Origin of the sequence: Phyllobacterium sp. 628 (genome assembly GCF_014189505.1) — a bacterium.
GTDB lineage: Bacteria > Pseudomonadota > Alphaproteobacteria > Rhizobiales > Rhizobiaceae > Phyllobacterium.
In genome coordinates this window covers 3,820,055-3,833,558 of sequence record NZ_CP050301.1, presented here as the reverse complement: position 1 = coordinate 3,833,558, position 13,504 = coordinate 3,820,055, and the positions used below count along the sequence as shown (strand labels likewise).

Sequence of the window (13,504 nt, the reverse complement as noted above, 5' to 3'; positions counted from 1 at the left end):
CAAAGGATTGAATGATGCGGAAATATTCAGTGTTTGCTCTGGCCCGCGAGGCATTGCGCGCCCACAAGGGATGGGATCAGCAATGGACATCGCCCGAACCCAAGTCAGAATATGACGTCATCATTGTTGGCGCTGGTGGACACGGACTGGCTACAGCCTATTACCTCGCCAAGGAACATGGCATTACCAATGTGGCTGTTCTGGAAAAGGGCTGGCTGGGCGGCGGCAATACCGGCCGCAACACCACGATTATCCGTTCCAACTATCTCTATGACGAATCGGCCGGCATTTACGAGCACGCCGTCAAATTGTGGGAAGGTCTCAGCCAGGATCTGAACTACAACGTCATGTATTCCGCGCGCGGCGTCATGATGCTGGCGCACAATATCCACGATGTGCAGGTGTTCAAGCGCCATATTCATGCCAACCGGCTGAACGGCATCGACAATGAATGGCTGACACCGGAACAGGTCAAGGAATTCTGTCCGCCGATCAATCTGTCCGCTGATGCACGCTATCCGATTATCGGTGCGGCCTTGCAGCGGCGCGGCGGCACAGCCCGTCACGATGCCGTCGCCTGGGGTTATGCCCGCGCTGCCGCCGACCGTGGCGTCCACATTATCCAGAACTGTGAAGTGACGGGCGTTCGCCGTGCGCCCAATGGTGCGGTTCTCGGCGTTGACACCAATCGCGGTCCGATCAATGCCAAGAAGGTCGGCATCGTTGCTGCCGGTCATACCTCGGTCATCATGAATATGGCTGGCGTGCGCATGCCGCTCGAAAGCTATCCGCTGCAGGCGCTGGTGTCGGAACCGGTCAAGCCGCTCATTCCCTGCGTCATCATGTCGAACACTGTGCACGCTTATATTTCCCAGTCTGACAAGGGTGAAATGGTCATCGGTGCGGGGACGGATCAGTACACGTCCTATTCGCAAACCGGCGGTCTGCACATTATCAACCACACGCTGGATGCGATCTGTGAAATGTTCCCGGTGCTGACGCGCCTGAAAATGCTGCGCTCGTGGGGCGGTATTGTCGACGTCACCCCGGATCGCTCGCCGATTCTCGCGAAAACACCGGTACCGGGCCTTTATGTCAATTGTGGCTGGGGAACCGGTGGTTTCAAGGCAACGCCCGGCTCCGGCAATGTGTTCGCCCATACGATTGCCCGCGATGAGCCGCACCGGATCAATGCGCCGTTCACGCTCGAGCGCTTTACCACCGGCCGCCTGATCGATGAAGCTGCCGCTGCTGCTGTTGCGCACTGATATTTAGGAAACGAAACAATGCTTCTTATCAAATGCCCTTACTGCGAAGAAGAGCGCCCGGAACTGGAGTTCCGCAATGCGGGTGAAGCGCATCTCGTGCGTTCCCCGGCTATTTCGGAACAGTCGGATGACGACTTTGCGGCTTTCCTGTATTTCCGCCAGAACCCGAAGGGACTGCAGTTTGAGCGCTGGCGGCACATTCATGGTTGCGGACGTTTCTTCAACGCAGTGCGCGATTCCGTCTCGGACAAGTTTCTGACTGTTTATAAAGCAGGCGAACCGCGCCCGGATGTTGCAGCGCTGCTTAACCCGGATGCTGCTCCGGCCGAAGTCTCTGTTGAACCTGCAAAGAAACGCGCCCCCCGCGCCAAGAAAGGGGAGCTGTAAGATCATGAGCACCACATCCCATTCCGGAAGCAACCGCATCGCTGGCATTGGCCGGCTGACCCCGGCAAAAACTGTCCGCTTTACCTTTGACGGGCAAAGCCTGACAGGGCTCGAGGGCGATACGCTGGCGTCGGCATTGCTCGCCAATGGCATTCATCTCGTGGGCCGTTCGTTCAAATATCACCGTCCGCGCGGCATTCTTTCCGCCGGTAGTGAAGAGCCGAATGCGCTGGTCGATATTGAACGCGACAAGTCGCGCCAGCAGCCAAATGTGCGGGCGACCGTGCAGGAGATCTATGACGGTCTGAAGGTCAAGTCGCAGAACCGCTGGCCATCGCTGACGTTCGACATTGGTGCCGTCAATGATGTCTTCTCGCCGATGCTGCCTGCCGGTTTCTACTACAAGACATTCATGTGGCCGAAATTCGCGTGGAAATCGATCTACGAGCCGAAAATTCGCGCCGCCGCTGGTCTTGGTGTGGTGCCGGGTGAAGCCGATACGGACCGCTACTCCAACCGGTTTACCCATTGTGATGTGCTGGTTGTCGGTGGCGGCGCTGCTGGTCTGGCCGCCGCATTGAGCGCGGCGCAAACCGGCGCCAAGGTCATCCTGTGCGACGAACAGCCGAAAGCTGGTGGCGCTTTGCGTTATGAAGCCGACGTTACAGTCGACGGCAAGCCCGGCTACGACTGGGCGACGGAAACATTGGCCGCTTTGCGCGGCATGGACAATGTTACGGTTCTCACCCGCACGACAGCCTTCGGTTACTATGCCCAAAACTTTGTCGGCCTCGTCGAGCGTATCAGCGATCACCTCAGCAATCCGGGTTCAGATTTGCCGCGCGAACGGCTATGGCAGGTCCGCGCCAGGAAGGTTATTCTGGCAACCGGCGCAATCGAACGGCACATGGTGTTTGCCAATAATGATCGGCCGGGCATTCTGCTGGCATCAGCTGCTCGGACGTACCTCAACCAATACGGCGTTGCTGTCGGCCGCAAGGTCGGCGTTTATACCGCCAATGATTCTGCCTATGCGGCGGCAATTGATCTGAAGCGCGCCGGTATCGATGTGCCTGTCATCGTTGATACGCGTGACAACCCGTCTTCCTCGATCATCGAAGAAGCCCGCTCGCTCGGTATTGATGTTCTGACCGGCCACGCTGTTTTCAGTGCAGGCGGCAAGCGCCGGGTTTCGTCCATCTCGATCCGCCCGAACAATGGCGGTAACGAACGCAAGGTCGTGGTCGATGCGCTGATCATGTCCGCAGGCTGGACACCCTCGGTGCATCTGTTCTCGCAGTCGCGCGGCAAGGTAGCCTGGGATGCCGCCAACGAGCGTTTCCTGCCCGGCACCTACGCGCAGGATTGCGTCTCGGTCGGTGCCTGCAACGGTAGCGACGGATTGCAGGAAGCAATCGATGAAGCAACGGCTGCGGGCAGCAAATCTGCGGCCGAGACCGGGTTTGCCACGAAGGGCAAAGTAAAGGCAATCAAGGCAACCGGGGGTACGGACTGGATCATCGGTATGATCGGCTCGGCGCCGGGCGCCGGTGCGGACACGACCGTGAAGGCCTTTGTCGATTTCCAGAACGATGTAACGGCCAAGGACGTGCGCCTTGCGGTGCGCGAAGGCATGCATTCCATCGAGCACGTCAAGCGCTTTACCACCAACGGTATGGCGACGGATCAGGGTAAAACGTCCAATCTGCACGGGTTGGCCATTGCCGCCGAAGCGCTCAACCGGCCCATCCCGGCTGTTGGCCTGACAACGTTCCGCGCGCCGTTCACACCGGTAACCTTCGGTGCCATCGTCAATCACGCACGGCATGACCTGTTCGATCCAACGCGGCGCACGCCGATGCATGCATGGCATGCGGCGCAGGGCGCAGCCTTTGAAGATGTCGGTCAGTGGAAGCGCGCCTGGTACTACCCGCAGGCGGGTGAAGATATGCATGCGGCGGTGAACCGCGAATGCGTGGCCGTGCGCAATCAGGCCGGTATTTTCGATGCTTCCACCCTCGGCAAGATTGAAGTTGTCGGGCCGGATGCCGCGAAATTCCTCGAATTGCTCTATACCAATCCATGGGAAAAGCTCGGGGTCGGCCGTCTGCGCTACGGTATCATGCTGCGCGAAGATGGTTTCATCTACGATGATGGTGTTGTTGGCCGGTTGGCTGAGGACCGTTTCCATGTAACGACCACGACCGGCGGTGCGCCGCGTGTCATGCACCATATGGAAGATTATCTGCAGACCGAATTCCCGCATCTCGATGTCTGGCTAACATCGACCACCGAACAGTGGGCGGTGATCGCTGTGCAGGGTCCGAAGGCCCGCGAGATTATCGCACCTCTGGTGGAGGGTATCGATCTTTCCAATGAGGCCATGCCGCATATGAGCGTGCGTGAGGGCAAGATTTGCGGTGTTCCGACTCGGCTGTTCCGCATGTCCTTTACAGGTGAAGCGGGCTACGAAATCAATGTTCCGGCCGATTATGGTCAGGCCGTATGGGAAGCTGTTTATGAAAGCGGCAAACCGTTGGGTCTGACGCCATACGGTACCGAAACCATGCACGTCCTGCGTGCCGAAAAGGGTTACATCATCGTTGGTCAGGATACGGATGGTACGGTCACGCCGCATGATGCCGGGCTGACCTGGGCCATTGGCAAGAACAAGACGGATTTCGTCGGTATTCGCGGCCTGCTGCGCCGCGATCTGGTGGCGGACGGGCGCAAGCAACTGGTTGGCCTCAAGACCAAGGACGCCAATGTTGTGCTGGAAGAGGGCGCCCAGATCGTTGCCAACCCCAACCAGCCGGTGCCGATGACCATGATCGGCCATGTGACCTCGTCATACTGGTCGGAGAATTGCGGCCGGTCGATTGCCATGGCTGTGGTGATTGACGGAACGAAGCGGCTTGGTGAGACACTGTACGTGCCGATGCCGAATGGAGTGATTGAAGTGGAAGTAACCGGAACGGTGTTCTTCGACGACAAGGGAGAACGTTTGAATGGTTGATCTCGCACAAACATCCGCAACCCGCGCCCATCCGTTGCAGACGGGCTATGCCGGTGTCGGGTCCGTACCGGTCACGCTCGCTGACAATGCGACGCGCGTATCGCTGCGGGCGCGGCCCGATGCATTGGCAGCGCTTTCAAAGGCGCTGGGCTTGACGCTGCCAACCAAGCCGAAATCCACAGCGACAAAGGGCGACCGTACCGCCATGTGGATCGGCCCGGATGAATGGCTGATCATTGATGCGGAAGGCAGCACGATTGTTGCCGACCTTGCCAAAGTGAAAGTGCTGCATTCCGCCGTGGATGTATCACACCGCAATGTCGGGATTCTCGTTACCGGTAAAAATGCGGACGCGGTCGTCAATGGCGGTTGCCCGCAGGATTTGTCGCTGAAAGCGTTTCCGGTCGGCGCTGCCTCGCGTACGGTTCTCGGCAAGATCGAGATTGTGCTGCTGCGGACCGCAGAAGATGCATTCCGGGTGGAATGCTGGCGTTCATTCTCTGGATATGCCTACAGTTTTCTGCAGGAATCCGCCCGGGATGTTGCTGTCTAACCGTCGATATTTGACTGGCAGTACCATTGTGCGTGGTTCGACAAGCTCACCATGAGGGAGAGTGTGGATTGCAGGGTGCTATATCCTGCAACGGTCTCGATTAATTTTGCAGCCCATCCCATTCCCTCATGGTGAACTTGTCGAACCACGCACAATAGCTTTGCAGCAGATATGCAATGGCCATTTTTCCGTCTGCCTTATGATCTTTGACAGCTCCACGTAATTAATAGTGTGCAGATTGTGGCCTGTTGAACCAATCGAACACAATTGTGCCGTGCTTTGCCATAATGAGAATGCGGGGACTCTCGATTCGCGTGGTCTCGCCGCGAGTATATTTTATGGCTGTCAAAAAGCGCCTTGTTATCAATTTCACCGGCTATGAAGGATTGCATCCGGATGCCGTGCGCGGGCGCTATCTGAACTCTGCCGCTGACTTCAACAGCCTCTGGCATGCCAAGACCAAAGCAGGACCGATGTTGCCGGAGGGCCCGAACATTGCCTCCATGCATTTGGAAACATCCGGTTCTGACTGGGCCGTAGAGACCGAATTCTGCCAATATGGCACAGCGGATCTGTTCGACGTTTATTCCTCCCGCAATGTCGTGACACGCTTTGCCACCGGGATGATGGCGTTCCTCGATATTCTGCTCACCGGCACGTTCTGGCGATACCTTCGCACCAGCTGGCGTTTTTGCATCTTTTTCATGTGGCCGTTTGTGCTGGCCTGTTTTATTTCGCTGGTCGGGCTCGGCATTGGCCTTGGTCCGCTTTGGGGCGGCTTCAGCGCATATCATTTGCTCTGGACTGTGCCGCTGGCGCTTGCCGTTGCCCGGTTACTGATCCGCTGGCCGGGTCAAAAAGTTTTCCTGTCCTATCTTCTCGATGACTGGGCCGCGGCATCGGACCGGATCTATCGGCGCAATGCGGCATTGCTGGAGCGCCGTGCAGCGTTTGCTGCACATCTGGCTCGCAAATTGCGCGAGAGCGATGCGGATGAAGTCCTGATTATCGGGCATAGCCTAGGCACGGTTCCAGCCGTGGAAGCGATTGCCGACGTCTGGCGCAGCGAGCCACAGCTGATGAAACGCCGGCCAATATCGCTCATGGCGACCGGTTCTTGCCTGCTGATGATCGCTTTTCATCCGCGCGCGGCACAGTTGCGTGAAGATGTGCGGGTCGTCCTACAGGAAACGCCGGTTCTCTGGACTGAATTCCAGACGATTGCGGACATCGTGCATTTCTACAAATCAGAATCCGGCAACGGCTCTTGGCATTGTTCCGCGCAACGATCCCATTATCCGACGCATTCGCTTCAAACATATTCACAGTGCCAAGCGCTACGCCCGGGCGCGGAAGAACTTCTTCAAGATGCACCTATTGTTTCTGAAGGGCGCGCAAATCCGCAACCCCTACGATATGGGTATGTTTGTGCAGGGGCCATTTGCGTTCCGCGACCTTGCGCTGAGCGAAAGCCCGGCGCCTCTGGATGAGGCTGGGCGGATCGCTGCGGCCGCTTAAGCGAGATCGTCCATCTCGGGTGGATGTTCCAGCACAGCAATTGTCAGCCAGTTGGCTACCAGCGCAGGCTTGATCAGAATCTTCGATCTCCAGCGTCACTTCATGGTTGTTGATCACCCGGCCTGAGGGGCGGATATCCGCGTCAATCAGCTTGAATCGCGCGCGCACACGCTTGCCTGACTTGACCGGCGCCATGAAGCGAACTTTGTCAAACCCGTAATTGATGCCCATCGTCGCGCCTTCGATCATCGGCAGCGCTTCGTAGGCAAGCGTGGAAAGCAGTGAAATTGTCAGAAAGCCGTGCGCGATGGTGCCGCCGAAAGGCGTTTCGGCTGCCCGCTCCGGGTCGGTATGAATGAACTGGTGATCGTCGGTGGCGTCGGCAAATTTGTTGATCATGTCCTGGCTGACCACACGCCATTCCGAACAGCCAACTTCCGTACCAATGGCCGCCTTCAATTCCTTAAGCGTGACCGCTTTCTTCATGATGTGTAAGCTTTCCGGGTGCTGCGCGCAGATCATCGATTTGTGCTGTCGATAGACTGTTGTGAAGCAAATGTCATCCCTTGCGCGGCCAGACGCAGATGCGGGCCACGTTTGATCGCATGCGGGAGCCGAAGAAATTCCGGCTTGGCATGTTACTTTGCCAGTGAGAGGGCTTTCTCGAGAACGGGATCCCGTCCCGCGGCGTAGTCGGAAAAAGCAACGTCAACCTTGATATCGGGTGCCAGCGAGGTGAGGTTTCGCGGTCCGAATGCAACCGTCGCCCAGTAGCATTTGTCGGGGTTGGTGCAGCCTTTTTCGTAATCTTCAAACTGCGTGGCATATTCGAGCCCGATGTGTGAGTTGGGCATTTGCAGCGCGTCGCCTTCTGCCCAGAACTGGCCATTGTCGCCCATGGTTTCACCGATAAGTGTCACCTTGTCCTGTCCGTTGGCTTTCAGCATGGCGGTCGTCACGATTGCAGCGGAAAAGGTCGACCGGCTCACAAGAACAAAGATATGCCCGCCGGGTGGCAGCAGCTTTGGAAGCGCCTGTGAGAAAAGGATCGTATTGAAAAAGTCTCCACCATTGTTCAGCCGGAGGTCAAAGATGACGAATTTCGGGCGTGATGGAGGAACAATCGACGTGTTGAGAATCTTGGCATATTTCCAATGCAGCGAAGTTTCATCCAGGCTGGTCATGGAATTGGCACGGATATAGAGCACCTGTTTGTCCTGCCCGATCATCGACGTTGTAACGTCGATGCGTTTCGAATAGATCGGCGAACGCTCCTCGGCCTTGTCGAGTACGTGCGGCCAGCGTCCGGGCAGGCCGTTGTCATCGGGAATGAGCACCGAATAACCTCTGGTTGCAGGCTTGTGCTCATCACCGGGGTCGCGTGTCGTGGCCGGCTTTAGCTCGGCCACCTGGCTGCTGCCGTCACGCAGTTGAAGTGTGAGCGGAATAGAGCTGCTGTCAGCGACTGCGCCGGTACGCTTCAAAACATCCGGACTGGTGAGAAATGTCGCGCTGAGATAACGAATGCGCTGGTCCGTGCCTGAAATGAACGGGGCAACCCGTCGAAGCGCTTCCTTGGGTGTCAATGCTCCTAGTTTGTCGATGCGTGCGCCGAGCAGATTGGCGAATTGTGGATCGGTTTTGATAATGTAAAGGCCATCAGAGAACCACCAGGCCCTTACCGGCAGGTCACGCAGCAAGGTGCCGACCATTGCTGTTGTGTGACCATTGCGTGAGATCGCGACCGCTCGCATGACTTCGAGTGTAAATTCTTCGGTCGATAGCGTACCGCTCGCCGCCATGGCATCGTCCACCACTCGGTCGAAGGCTTGGTGTTCTTCCTTCGAAAAGCTTTTGTCGAGTGGTGCCCACTGGGTCTTGAGGTATGTCAGATCCTCGCGCATCTGTGCCGGCGTCAGCGCCGGAGGCTGGTTCGCTGCCATTTGTGCCGATGCAGGAACTGCAATGAGCAGAAGCATCGCAAGCAGGGGAATAAAGCGTCTCCATGTTGCCGGATGTGCGAGCATGGGTTCTCCATCGCTAATGACGGGCGTGGCAATATATGCCGGGACGGCAGGCCGCATCCGCTGGGTTGCCGGGCGATGGTAGACCAACTGGTGGCAGTTCTACAATTGCTGCCGACTCAACGAATATTCAAATCGCATTGCGCAAGGCTGGCGTTCATCACTTAATGGGGAAGGTTCGGATGGTGGGCGTGACAGGGATTGAACCTGTGACCCCTACAATGTCAATGTAGTGCTCTCCCGCTGAGCTACACGCCCATCCGACAGAGGCGCATACACCATATTGGTTTCACGCCGTCAATAGGTGTTGAGGAAGTTATCAGGCTTTCTTCAACAGAGCAGATGGATACAGGCCGAGATCAGGCAGCAACCAGCATTTTTTCGATTTCGTTGACCAGATCACGCAGATGGAAAGGCTTGGAAAGCACTTTCGCATCCTTTGGAGCCTTCGAATCGGAATTCAGCGCCACGGCGGCAAAGCCGGTGATGAACATGATCTTGAGGTCCGGATCGATTTCCGAAGCGCGCCGGGCCAGCTCGATTCCGTCCATTTCTGGCATGACGATGTCGGTGAGGAGCAGTGAAAATGGCTCTTCGCGCAACCGGTCATAGGCGCTGGCACCGTTGTCAAAAGGCGTGACGTGATATCCTGCCTTCTCCAGCGCCTTCACTAGAAAGCGCCGCATATCGTTGTCATCTTCTGCAAGAAGGATTCTCTTCATCAGTCCGTCCGAATTATCTATCGCCAATCCATCCCCAGACCGGCGTCCCATCAGAGTTAACAAGACGCTTTTTTGGTAAAGATCGCGTGAATGATTTGCTGAAAATAAGGGGGAATCCCCTGAAAGTCGAGCTTGGGTGCTGATATAGCACTGAAGATTCCTTGCAGATAGTCCGCTGATAAAGTTCGTTCGCTTTGACGGCTGATGAATTCCATATGGAGCGAACTTGTTCTAGAGTATTGCCAGACAAGCAAACTTTCGAAGTGAATGATGACCCTCGCGCGTGATTTTCCCGACAAGCTGCCTTTCGAGCTGCGCCAACCGGCTGAGCAGCGTATTCCGTTTGTCTTCAATTCACCGCATAGCGGGCGTGACTATCCGGCGGCCTTCCTGCAGCAGTCGCAGCTTGATGCGCAGACGATTCGGCGCTCTGAAGATTGTTTTGTTGATCAGCTGTTTGCGGCAAGCATCATGCTCGGTGCACCGATGATGGTGGCGCATTTTCCACGCGCCTATCTTGATGTGAACCGCGAGCCCTATGAGCTCGATGCAAAGATGTTCTCGGACCCGTTGCCGCCCTATGCCAATGCCAATTCGGCCCGGGTTGCCGGCGGGTTGGGCACTGTTCCACGCCTTGTGGGCGAAGGGCAGGAGATTTATGCGCGCAAGATGCCAGTGGCAGAAGCGCTGGGGCGGATCGATACGATCTACAAACCTTATCACGCACTGCTCGCCGAAACCCTGATCGAGACACGCAGCCTTTTTGGTTACGGCGTCATCGTCGATTGTCATTCCATGCCCACAGGCATCCGCTTTCCCGAAAGCGGCCTGCGCCCGGATTTCATCATTGGCGACCGCTTCGGTACCAGTTGCTCAGCGGAACTTGCCAGTACGGCGATCCATTTGCTGCGCGAGATGGGCTACGCGGTTGCGCATAACAAGCCCTATGCCGGTGGCTATATCACCGAACATTACGGCCGTCCGTTAAAACGACTGCATGCGCTGCAGATCGAGGTCAATCGTGGTCTTTATCTCAACGAACACAGCTATGAACGAAAGCCCGGTTTTGGTCAGCTTCAGCGCGATATCAGCCAGTTTCTCGCTGATCTCGTTTCCATTCCGGACTTTCATTTCCTCGATATTCCCTTGGCTGCTGAATAGTAAAATTCACTATGTCCGGCCTCAAAACAAAAAAAGACCGCGCTAGTGCGCGGTCCAAGTCTAGGGAGGAAACGCCCAAGGAGGGCATAGACAAGTCGCCTTGTCTGTTAACTAATCTATGCTGCATCGCACAAATGTCAAGCGAATTGTATGTTTTTTTAAGCACAAATATTATCTGCCTAAAAAAAATGCAAAAAATTAGCCGACAATGCAGTTATATGAGAAAATTTTAATCGTGAGGAACCACTTTGGCCATCGAACTTTCGTTTTTGAGGCAAATCGCGCAGGTTGCGGCGGAGCAGACATTGCCCCGTTTTCGCACAATTTCGTCCATCGACAACAAATATCAGGTCGGATTCGACCCGGTAACCGAAGCGGACAAGGAGGCCGAGCGGGCGATTCGCAAGCTGATCAATGCGACTTATCCCGATCACGGCATTATGGGCGAGGAGTTCGGTTCGGAGAATCTCGATCACTCGCATGTCTGGGTTATCGATCCCATCGATGGCACCCGCGCCTTTATCTCGGGGCTTCCTGTCTGGGGAACGCTGGCTGGATTGACCATTGATGGCGATGCAGTGGCTGGCGTCATGGCTCAGCCTTTTACCGGCGAGCTTTTCATGTGCGACGGTACTGCCTCTTATTATGAAGGTCCGGGTGGACCGCGCCAGCTCAAAACCCGGCAAAATCCTGATATTGCACAGGCGACTCTGTTCACGACGACTCCCGCCTTGTTTAAAGATAAAAAGCGCGAGGCCTATGACCGTGTTGAGCGCAGCGTCCGCATGCCGCGTTACGGGGCTGATTGTTATGGATATGCCATGATTGCTGCGGGTTTCGTCGATCTCGTCGTCGAAACTGCGCTGCACCCCTATGACATTGTTGCGCTGGTGCCGATCATTGAAAAAGCGGGCGGTGTCATCACCAATTGGCAGGGTGGCCCAGCGGAAGAGGCTGGTGATATTGTTGCAGCAGGTTCAAAGGAACTGCATGCGCAAGTGCTGGAGCTTCTGAACCGCTAACCGGCTGTCGAAAGCGAGTTGTCGCTTTCGATCTCCGCCATCTCGCCGCCTGTCCCGGGGACAAAAGCATCGAATGCCGCGAAAAACTGTTCGCGGTAGAAATCTTTTCCTGAAGGATCTCGTGTTTTGAGCCATCGATGGTGATGAGCGTGGCATTGCGCATCTGCAGCGCAAACCGCTCAATGGCCGATGTGGAAACGACGCGGTCCGCGCCTGCGGCAATAACCAGCGTCGGAATACGGATTGCTTCCACGAATTCCGGCCGGGTAACGCGTTTGATGGCTTTTGCTGCCGCTGCAATCCATCCGGCGGTTGGCCCGCCCACGGCGAGTTCCGGTGCCGATTTCAGGATTTCGGAATTGCGCAGGTAACGGGCTGCATCGGATGTAACTTCGTTGATAGCGAACGGTTTGATCAATGGTTTGCCGCCGCGCATATAAAGCCTGCCAAAACCGGTTGACCGCAAGGTATTGGCGACGCCGCCCAGCAGAATCTTACCGAGGCGGCTGCCATTGACGTCGAGCAGCGGCGTCAGCAACACCATGCGGCGAATACGGTTTGCCAAAGCAGGGGCGGCGAGGAGCGCGGCAAGGGCACCGGTGGAATGCCCGAGAACATAAAACGGGGCACGGCAATCGGGCAGCAGGACGGATTCAAACAGTTGCTCAAGGTCAGCCGCGTATTGATTGAAGTTTCTGACATGCCCGCGATTGGGATCGCGCAGCACGCGGCTGGATCCGCCCTGGCCACGCCAGTCAAAGGTGGCAACCGTGAATCCGCGTTTGGCGATGTCGCGAATGGTTTCGAAGTATTTTTCGATACATTCGTTGCGACCCTGCAGAATAATCACGGTTCCCTGTACGGGATGGGTGGTTGCGGGAAAAATTGCGTAACGCAGTTGCTTGCCGTCCTTGAGCGCCAATGTATCAACACGGGCGTCCTGTGGTATCGGATTGGCGGGAGTTTCGACAAGCGGATGTGTCATTTGATGCCAGTCAGTCCTCATCCCGTATCTTGGGGCCGCGCTTCGTGAGGCGCGCTGGTGCGTTTGCATCTTTTGATAAAAGGCACGGCCCCAAAGGTCAAACTGGCGGGAATAAAAAATGACCGGAAACTCTGTGAAGAATTTCCGGTCAGTACGTTCCGGGCGGAAGGGACGTTACACCCGCAACGATCTGGGGATTAGTAATTGTTGGATGGACGGATCTCGATGCTGAAGCCGTTGTCGCTGCGGCGATCACGATAGCCACGGCCACCCATCGGGCGGGTATCGAGGATGTCGCCATCACGGGACACGATCACCAGAACCGGCATGCCACGGCGTGAGGCACGAACAAAGTAGCGTCCACGTTCAAAATTCACATCACCGACACGGTAGCCACGGCGTTCGAGCATGCGGGCAACCTGACGTGGGCCCACCTGATCACGGTAACGGTCGTCACGGCGCTCGCCATAGAAACGGCGGTCCTGCACAAGAACGCCACCGTCGATATCACCACGATCATCCATGTAGATCGGCCGCTCGCTGCGATTATAAAAGTCGTCGGCCTTTGCAGTAGCAGCAAAGCCGGTGATCAGCAGGGCGGTAGCGGTCAGTGCGAGTACGGTCTTTTTCATGATGTCGTCCTTTCGGTGTGTCGGAGCATTTCCAACTTGGGTGTGGTTATAGCGAGGCGCGTGTGAACGTATTCCGAAGACTGCGTTCATCTTGGGTTCATCGTGATTCTTCCGAATCTTAAAGCCGAGACGCGGCTTACTTGATCGATATAGGTGCTCTTGAAAAGGCTTTGGGTTCTAACCAAATAGCAGTTGTGGCCGCCATAACGGGGCCAC

At 56.3% G+C, this 13,504-nt stretch carries 10 protein-coding genes, 1 tRNA gene and 2 pseudogenes; 7 read left to right on the top strand and 6 right to left on the bottom strand.

Going from position 1 to position 13,504, the window contains the following annotated elements:
• Positions 1–14 precede the first annotated feature (14 nt).
• From HB779_RS20380 to HB779_RS20360, 5 genes and pseudogenes are all read left to right on the top strand, one after another.
• Positions 15–1,268: a sarcosine oxidase subunit beta gene (locus HB779_RS20380; protein WP_188344032.1), complete on the top strand. Its 1,254-nt coding sequence runs from the start codon at positions 15–17 to the stop codon at positions 1,266–1,268.
• Positions 1,269–1,286: 18 nt separating this feature from the next.
• Positions 1,287–1,655 carry a sarcosine oxidase subunit delta gene (locus HB779_RS20375; RefSeq protein WP_188344031.1) on the top strand — a complete coding sequence of 123 codons (369 nt, stop codon included), beginning with the start codon at positions 1,287–1,289 and terminating at the stop codon, positions 1,653–1,655.
• Between the two features lie 4 nt (positions 1,656–1,659).
• On the top strand, positions 1,660–4,671 hold the full coding sequence (locus HB779_RS20370; RefSeq protein WP_188344030.1) for a sarcosine oxidase subunit alpha: 3,012 nt from the start codon (positions 1,660–1,662) through the stop codon (positions 4,669–4,671).
• Positions 4,664–5,224: a sarcosine oxidase subunit gamma gene (locus HB779_RS20365; protein WP_188344029.1), complete on the top strand. Its 561-nt coding sequence runs from the start codon at positions 4,664–4,666 to the stop codon at positions 5,222–5,224. The genes HB779_RS20370 and HB779_RS20365 overlap by 8 nt, the downstream gene beginning before the upstream one ends.
• Before the next feature lie 338 nt (positions 5,225–5,562).
• Positions 5,563–6,742, top strand: a pseudogene (locus HB779_RS20360) (alpha/beta hydrolase).
• On the opposite strand, the pseudogene HB779_RS20355 reads toward HB779_RS20360, so the two are convergent.
• The 4 genes and pseudogenes from HB779_RS20355 to cpdR form a co-directional block, all read right to left on the bottom strand.
• Positions 6,739–7,228, bottom strand: a pseudogene (locus HB779_RS20355) (MaoC family dehydratase). The pseudogenes HB779_RS20360 and HB779_RS20355 overlap by 4 nt on opposite strands.
• A gap of 152 nt (positions 7,229–7,380) precedes the next feature.
• Positions 7,381–8,769: a peptidase S41 gene (locus HB779_RS20350; RefSeq protein WP_244642439.1), complete on the bottom strand. Its 1,389-nt coding sequence runs from the start codon at positions 8,767–8,769 to the stop codon at positions 7,381–7,383.
• Between the two features lie 180 nt (positions 8,770–8,949).
• Positions 8,950–9,024, bottom strand: a tRNA-Val gene (locus HB779_RS20345).
• Between the two features lie 101 nt (positions 9,025–9,125).
• Positions 9,126–9,488 (bottom strand): cell cycle two-component system response regulator CpdR, encoded by a 363-nt coding sequence (gene cpdR, locus HB779_RS20340; protein WP_091878276.1) that lies wholly within the window; start codon positions 9,486–9,488, stop codon positions 9,126–9,128.
• A gap of 270 nt (positions 9,489–9,758) precedes the next feature.
• Here cpdR and HB779_RS20335 point away from each other — a divergent pair, with 270 nt between their 5' ends.
• Together HB779_RS20335 and hisN are read left to right on the top strand one after the other, a co-directional pair.
• Positions 9,759–10,649, top strand: a complete 891-nt coding sequence (locus HB779_RS20335; protein ID WP_188344028.1) for an N-formylglutamate amidohydrolase — start codon at positions 9,759–9,761, stop codon at positions 10,647–10,649.
• Between the two features lie 248 nt (positions 10,650–10,897).
• The gene (gene hisN / locus HB779_RS20330) at positions 10,898–11,671 is read left to right on the top strand and encodes a histidinol-phosphatase (protein WP_188344027.1); all 774 of its coding nucleotides are present in this window, start codon (positions 10,898–10,900) and stop codon (positions 11,669–11,671) included.
• On the opposite strand, the gene HB779_RS20325 is transcribed toward hisN, so the two are convergent.
• Both HB779_RS20325 and HB779_RS20320 read right to left on the bottom strand, forming a co-directional pair.
• The gene (locus HB779_RS20325) at positions 11,571–12,656 is read right to left on the bottom strand and encodes an alpha/beta fold hydrolase (protein WP_244642438.1); all 1,086 of its coding nucleotides are present in this window, start codon (positions 12,654–12,656) and stop codon (positions 11,571–11,573) included. The two genes, hisN and HB779_RS20325, sit on opposite strands and share 101 nt — an antisense overlap.
• A gap of 197 nt (positions 12,657–12,853) precedes the next feature.
• Positions 12,854–13,288 carry an antifreeze protein gene (locus HB779_RS20320; RefSeq protein WP_188344026.1) on the bottom strand — a complete coding sequence of 145 codons (435 nt, stop codon included), beginning with the start codon at positions 13,286–13,288 and terminating at the stop codon, positions 12,854–12,856.
• Positions 13,289–13,504: the final 216 nt, after the last annotated feature.

Coding starts and splice junctions, on each gene's coding strand:
- HB779_RS20375 (WP_188344031.1), top strand. CDS start 1,287: ATGCTTCTTATCAAATGCCCTTACTGCGAAGAAGAGCGCCCGGAACTG.
- HB779_RS20335 (WP_188344028.1), top strand. CDS start 9,759: ATGACCCTCGCGCGTGATTTTCCCGACAAGCTGCCTTTCGAGCTGCGC.
- HB779_RS20365 (WP_188344029.1), top strand. CDS start 4,664: ATGGTTGATCTCGCACAAACATCCGCAACCCGCGCCCATCCGTTGCAG.
- HB779_RS20350 (WP_244642439.1), bottom strand. CDS start 8,769: ATGCTCGCACATCCGGCAACATGGAGACGCTTTATTCCCCTGCTTGCG.
- HB779_RS20380 (WP_188344032.1), top strand. CDS start 15: ATGCGGAAATATTCAGTGTTTGCTCTGGCCCGCGAGGCATTGCGCGCC.
- cpdR (WP_091878276.1), bottom strand. CDS start 9,488: ATGAAGAGAATCCTTCTTGCAGAAGATGACAACGATATGCGGCGCTTT.
- HB779_RS20370 (WP_188344030.1), top strand. CDS start 1,660: ATGAGCACCACATCCCATTCCGGAAGCAACCGCATCGCTGGCATTGGC.
- HB779_RS20325 (WP_244642438.1), bottom strand. CDS start 12,656: ATGACACATCCGCTTGTCGAAACTCCCGCCAATCCGATACCACAGGAC.
- HB779_RS20320 (WP_188344026.1), bottom strand. CDS start 13,288: ATGAAAAAGACCGTACTCGCACTGACCGCTACCGCCCTGCTGATCACC.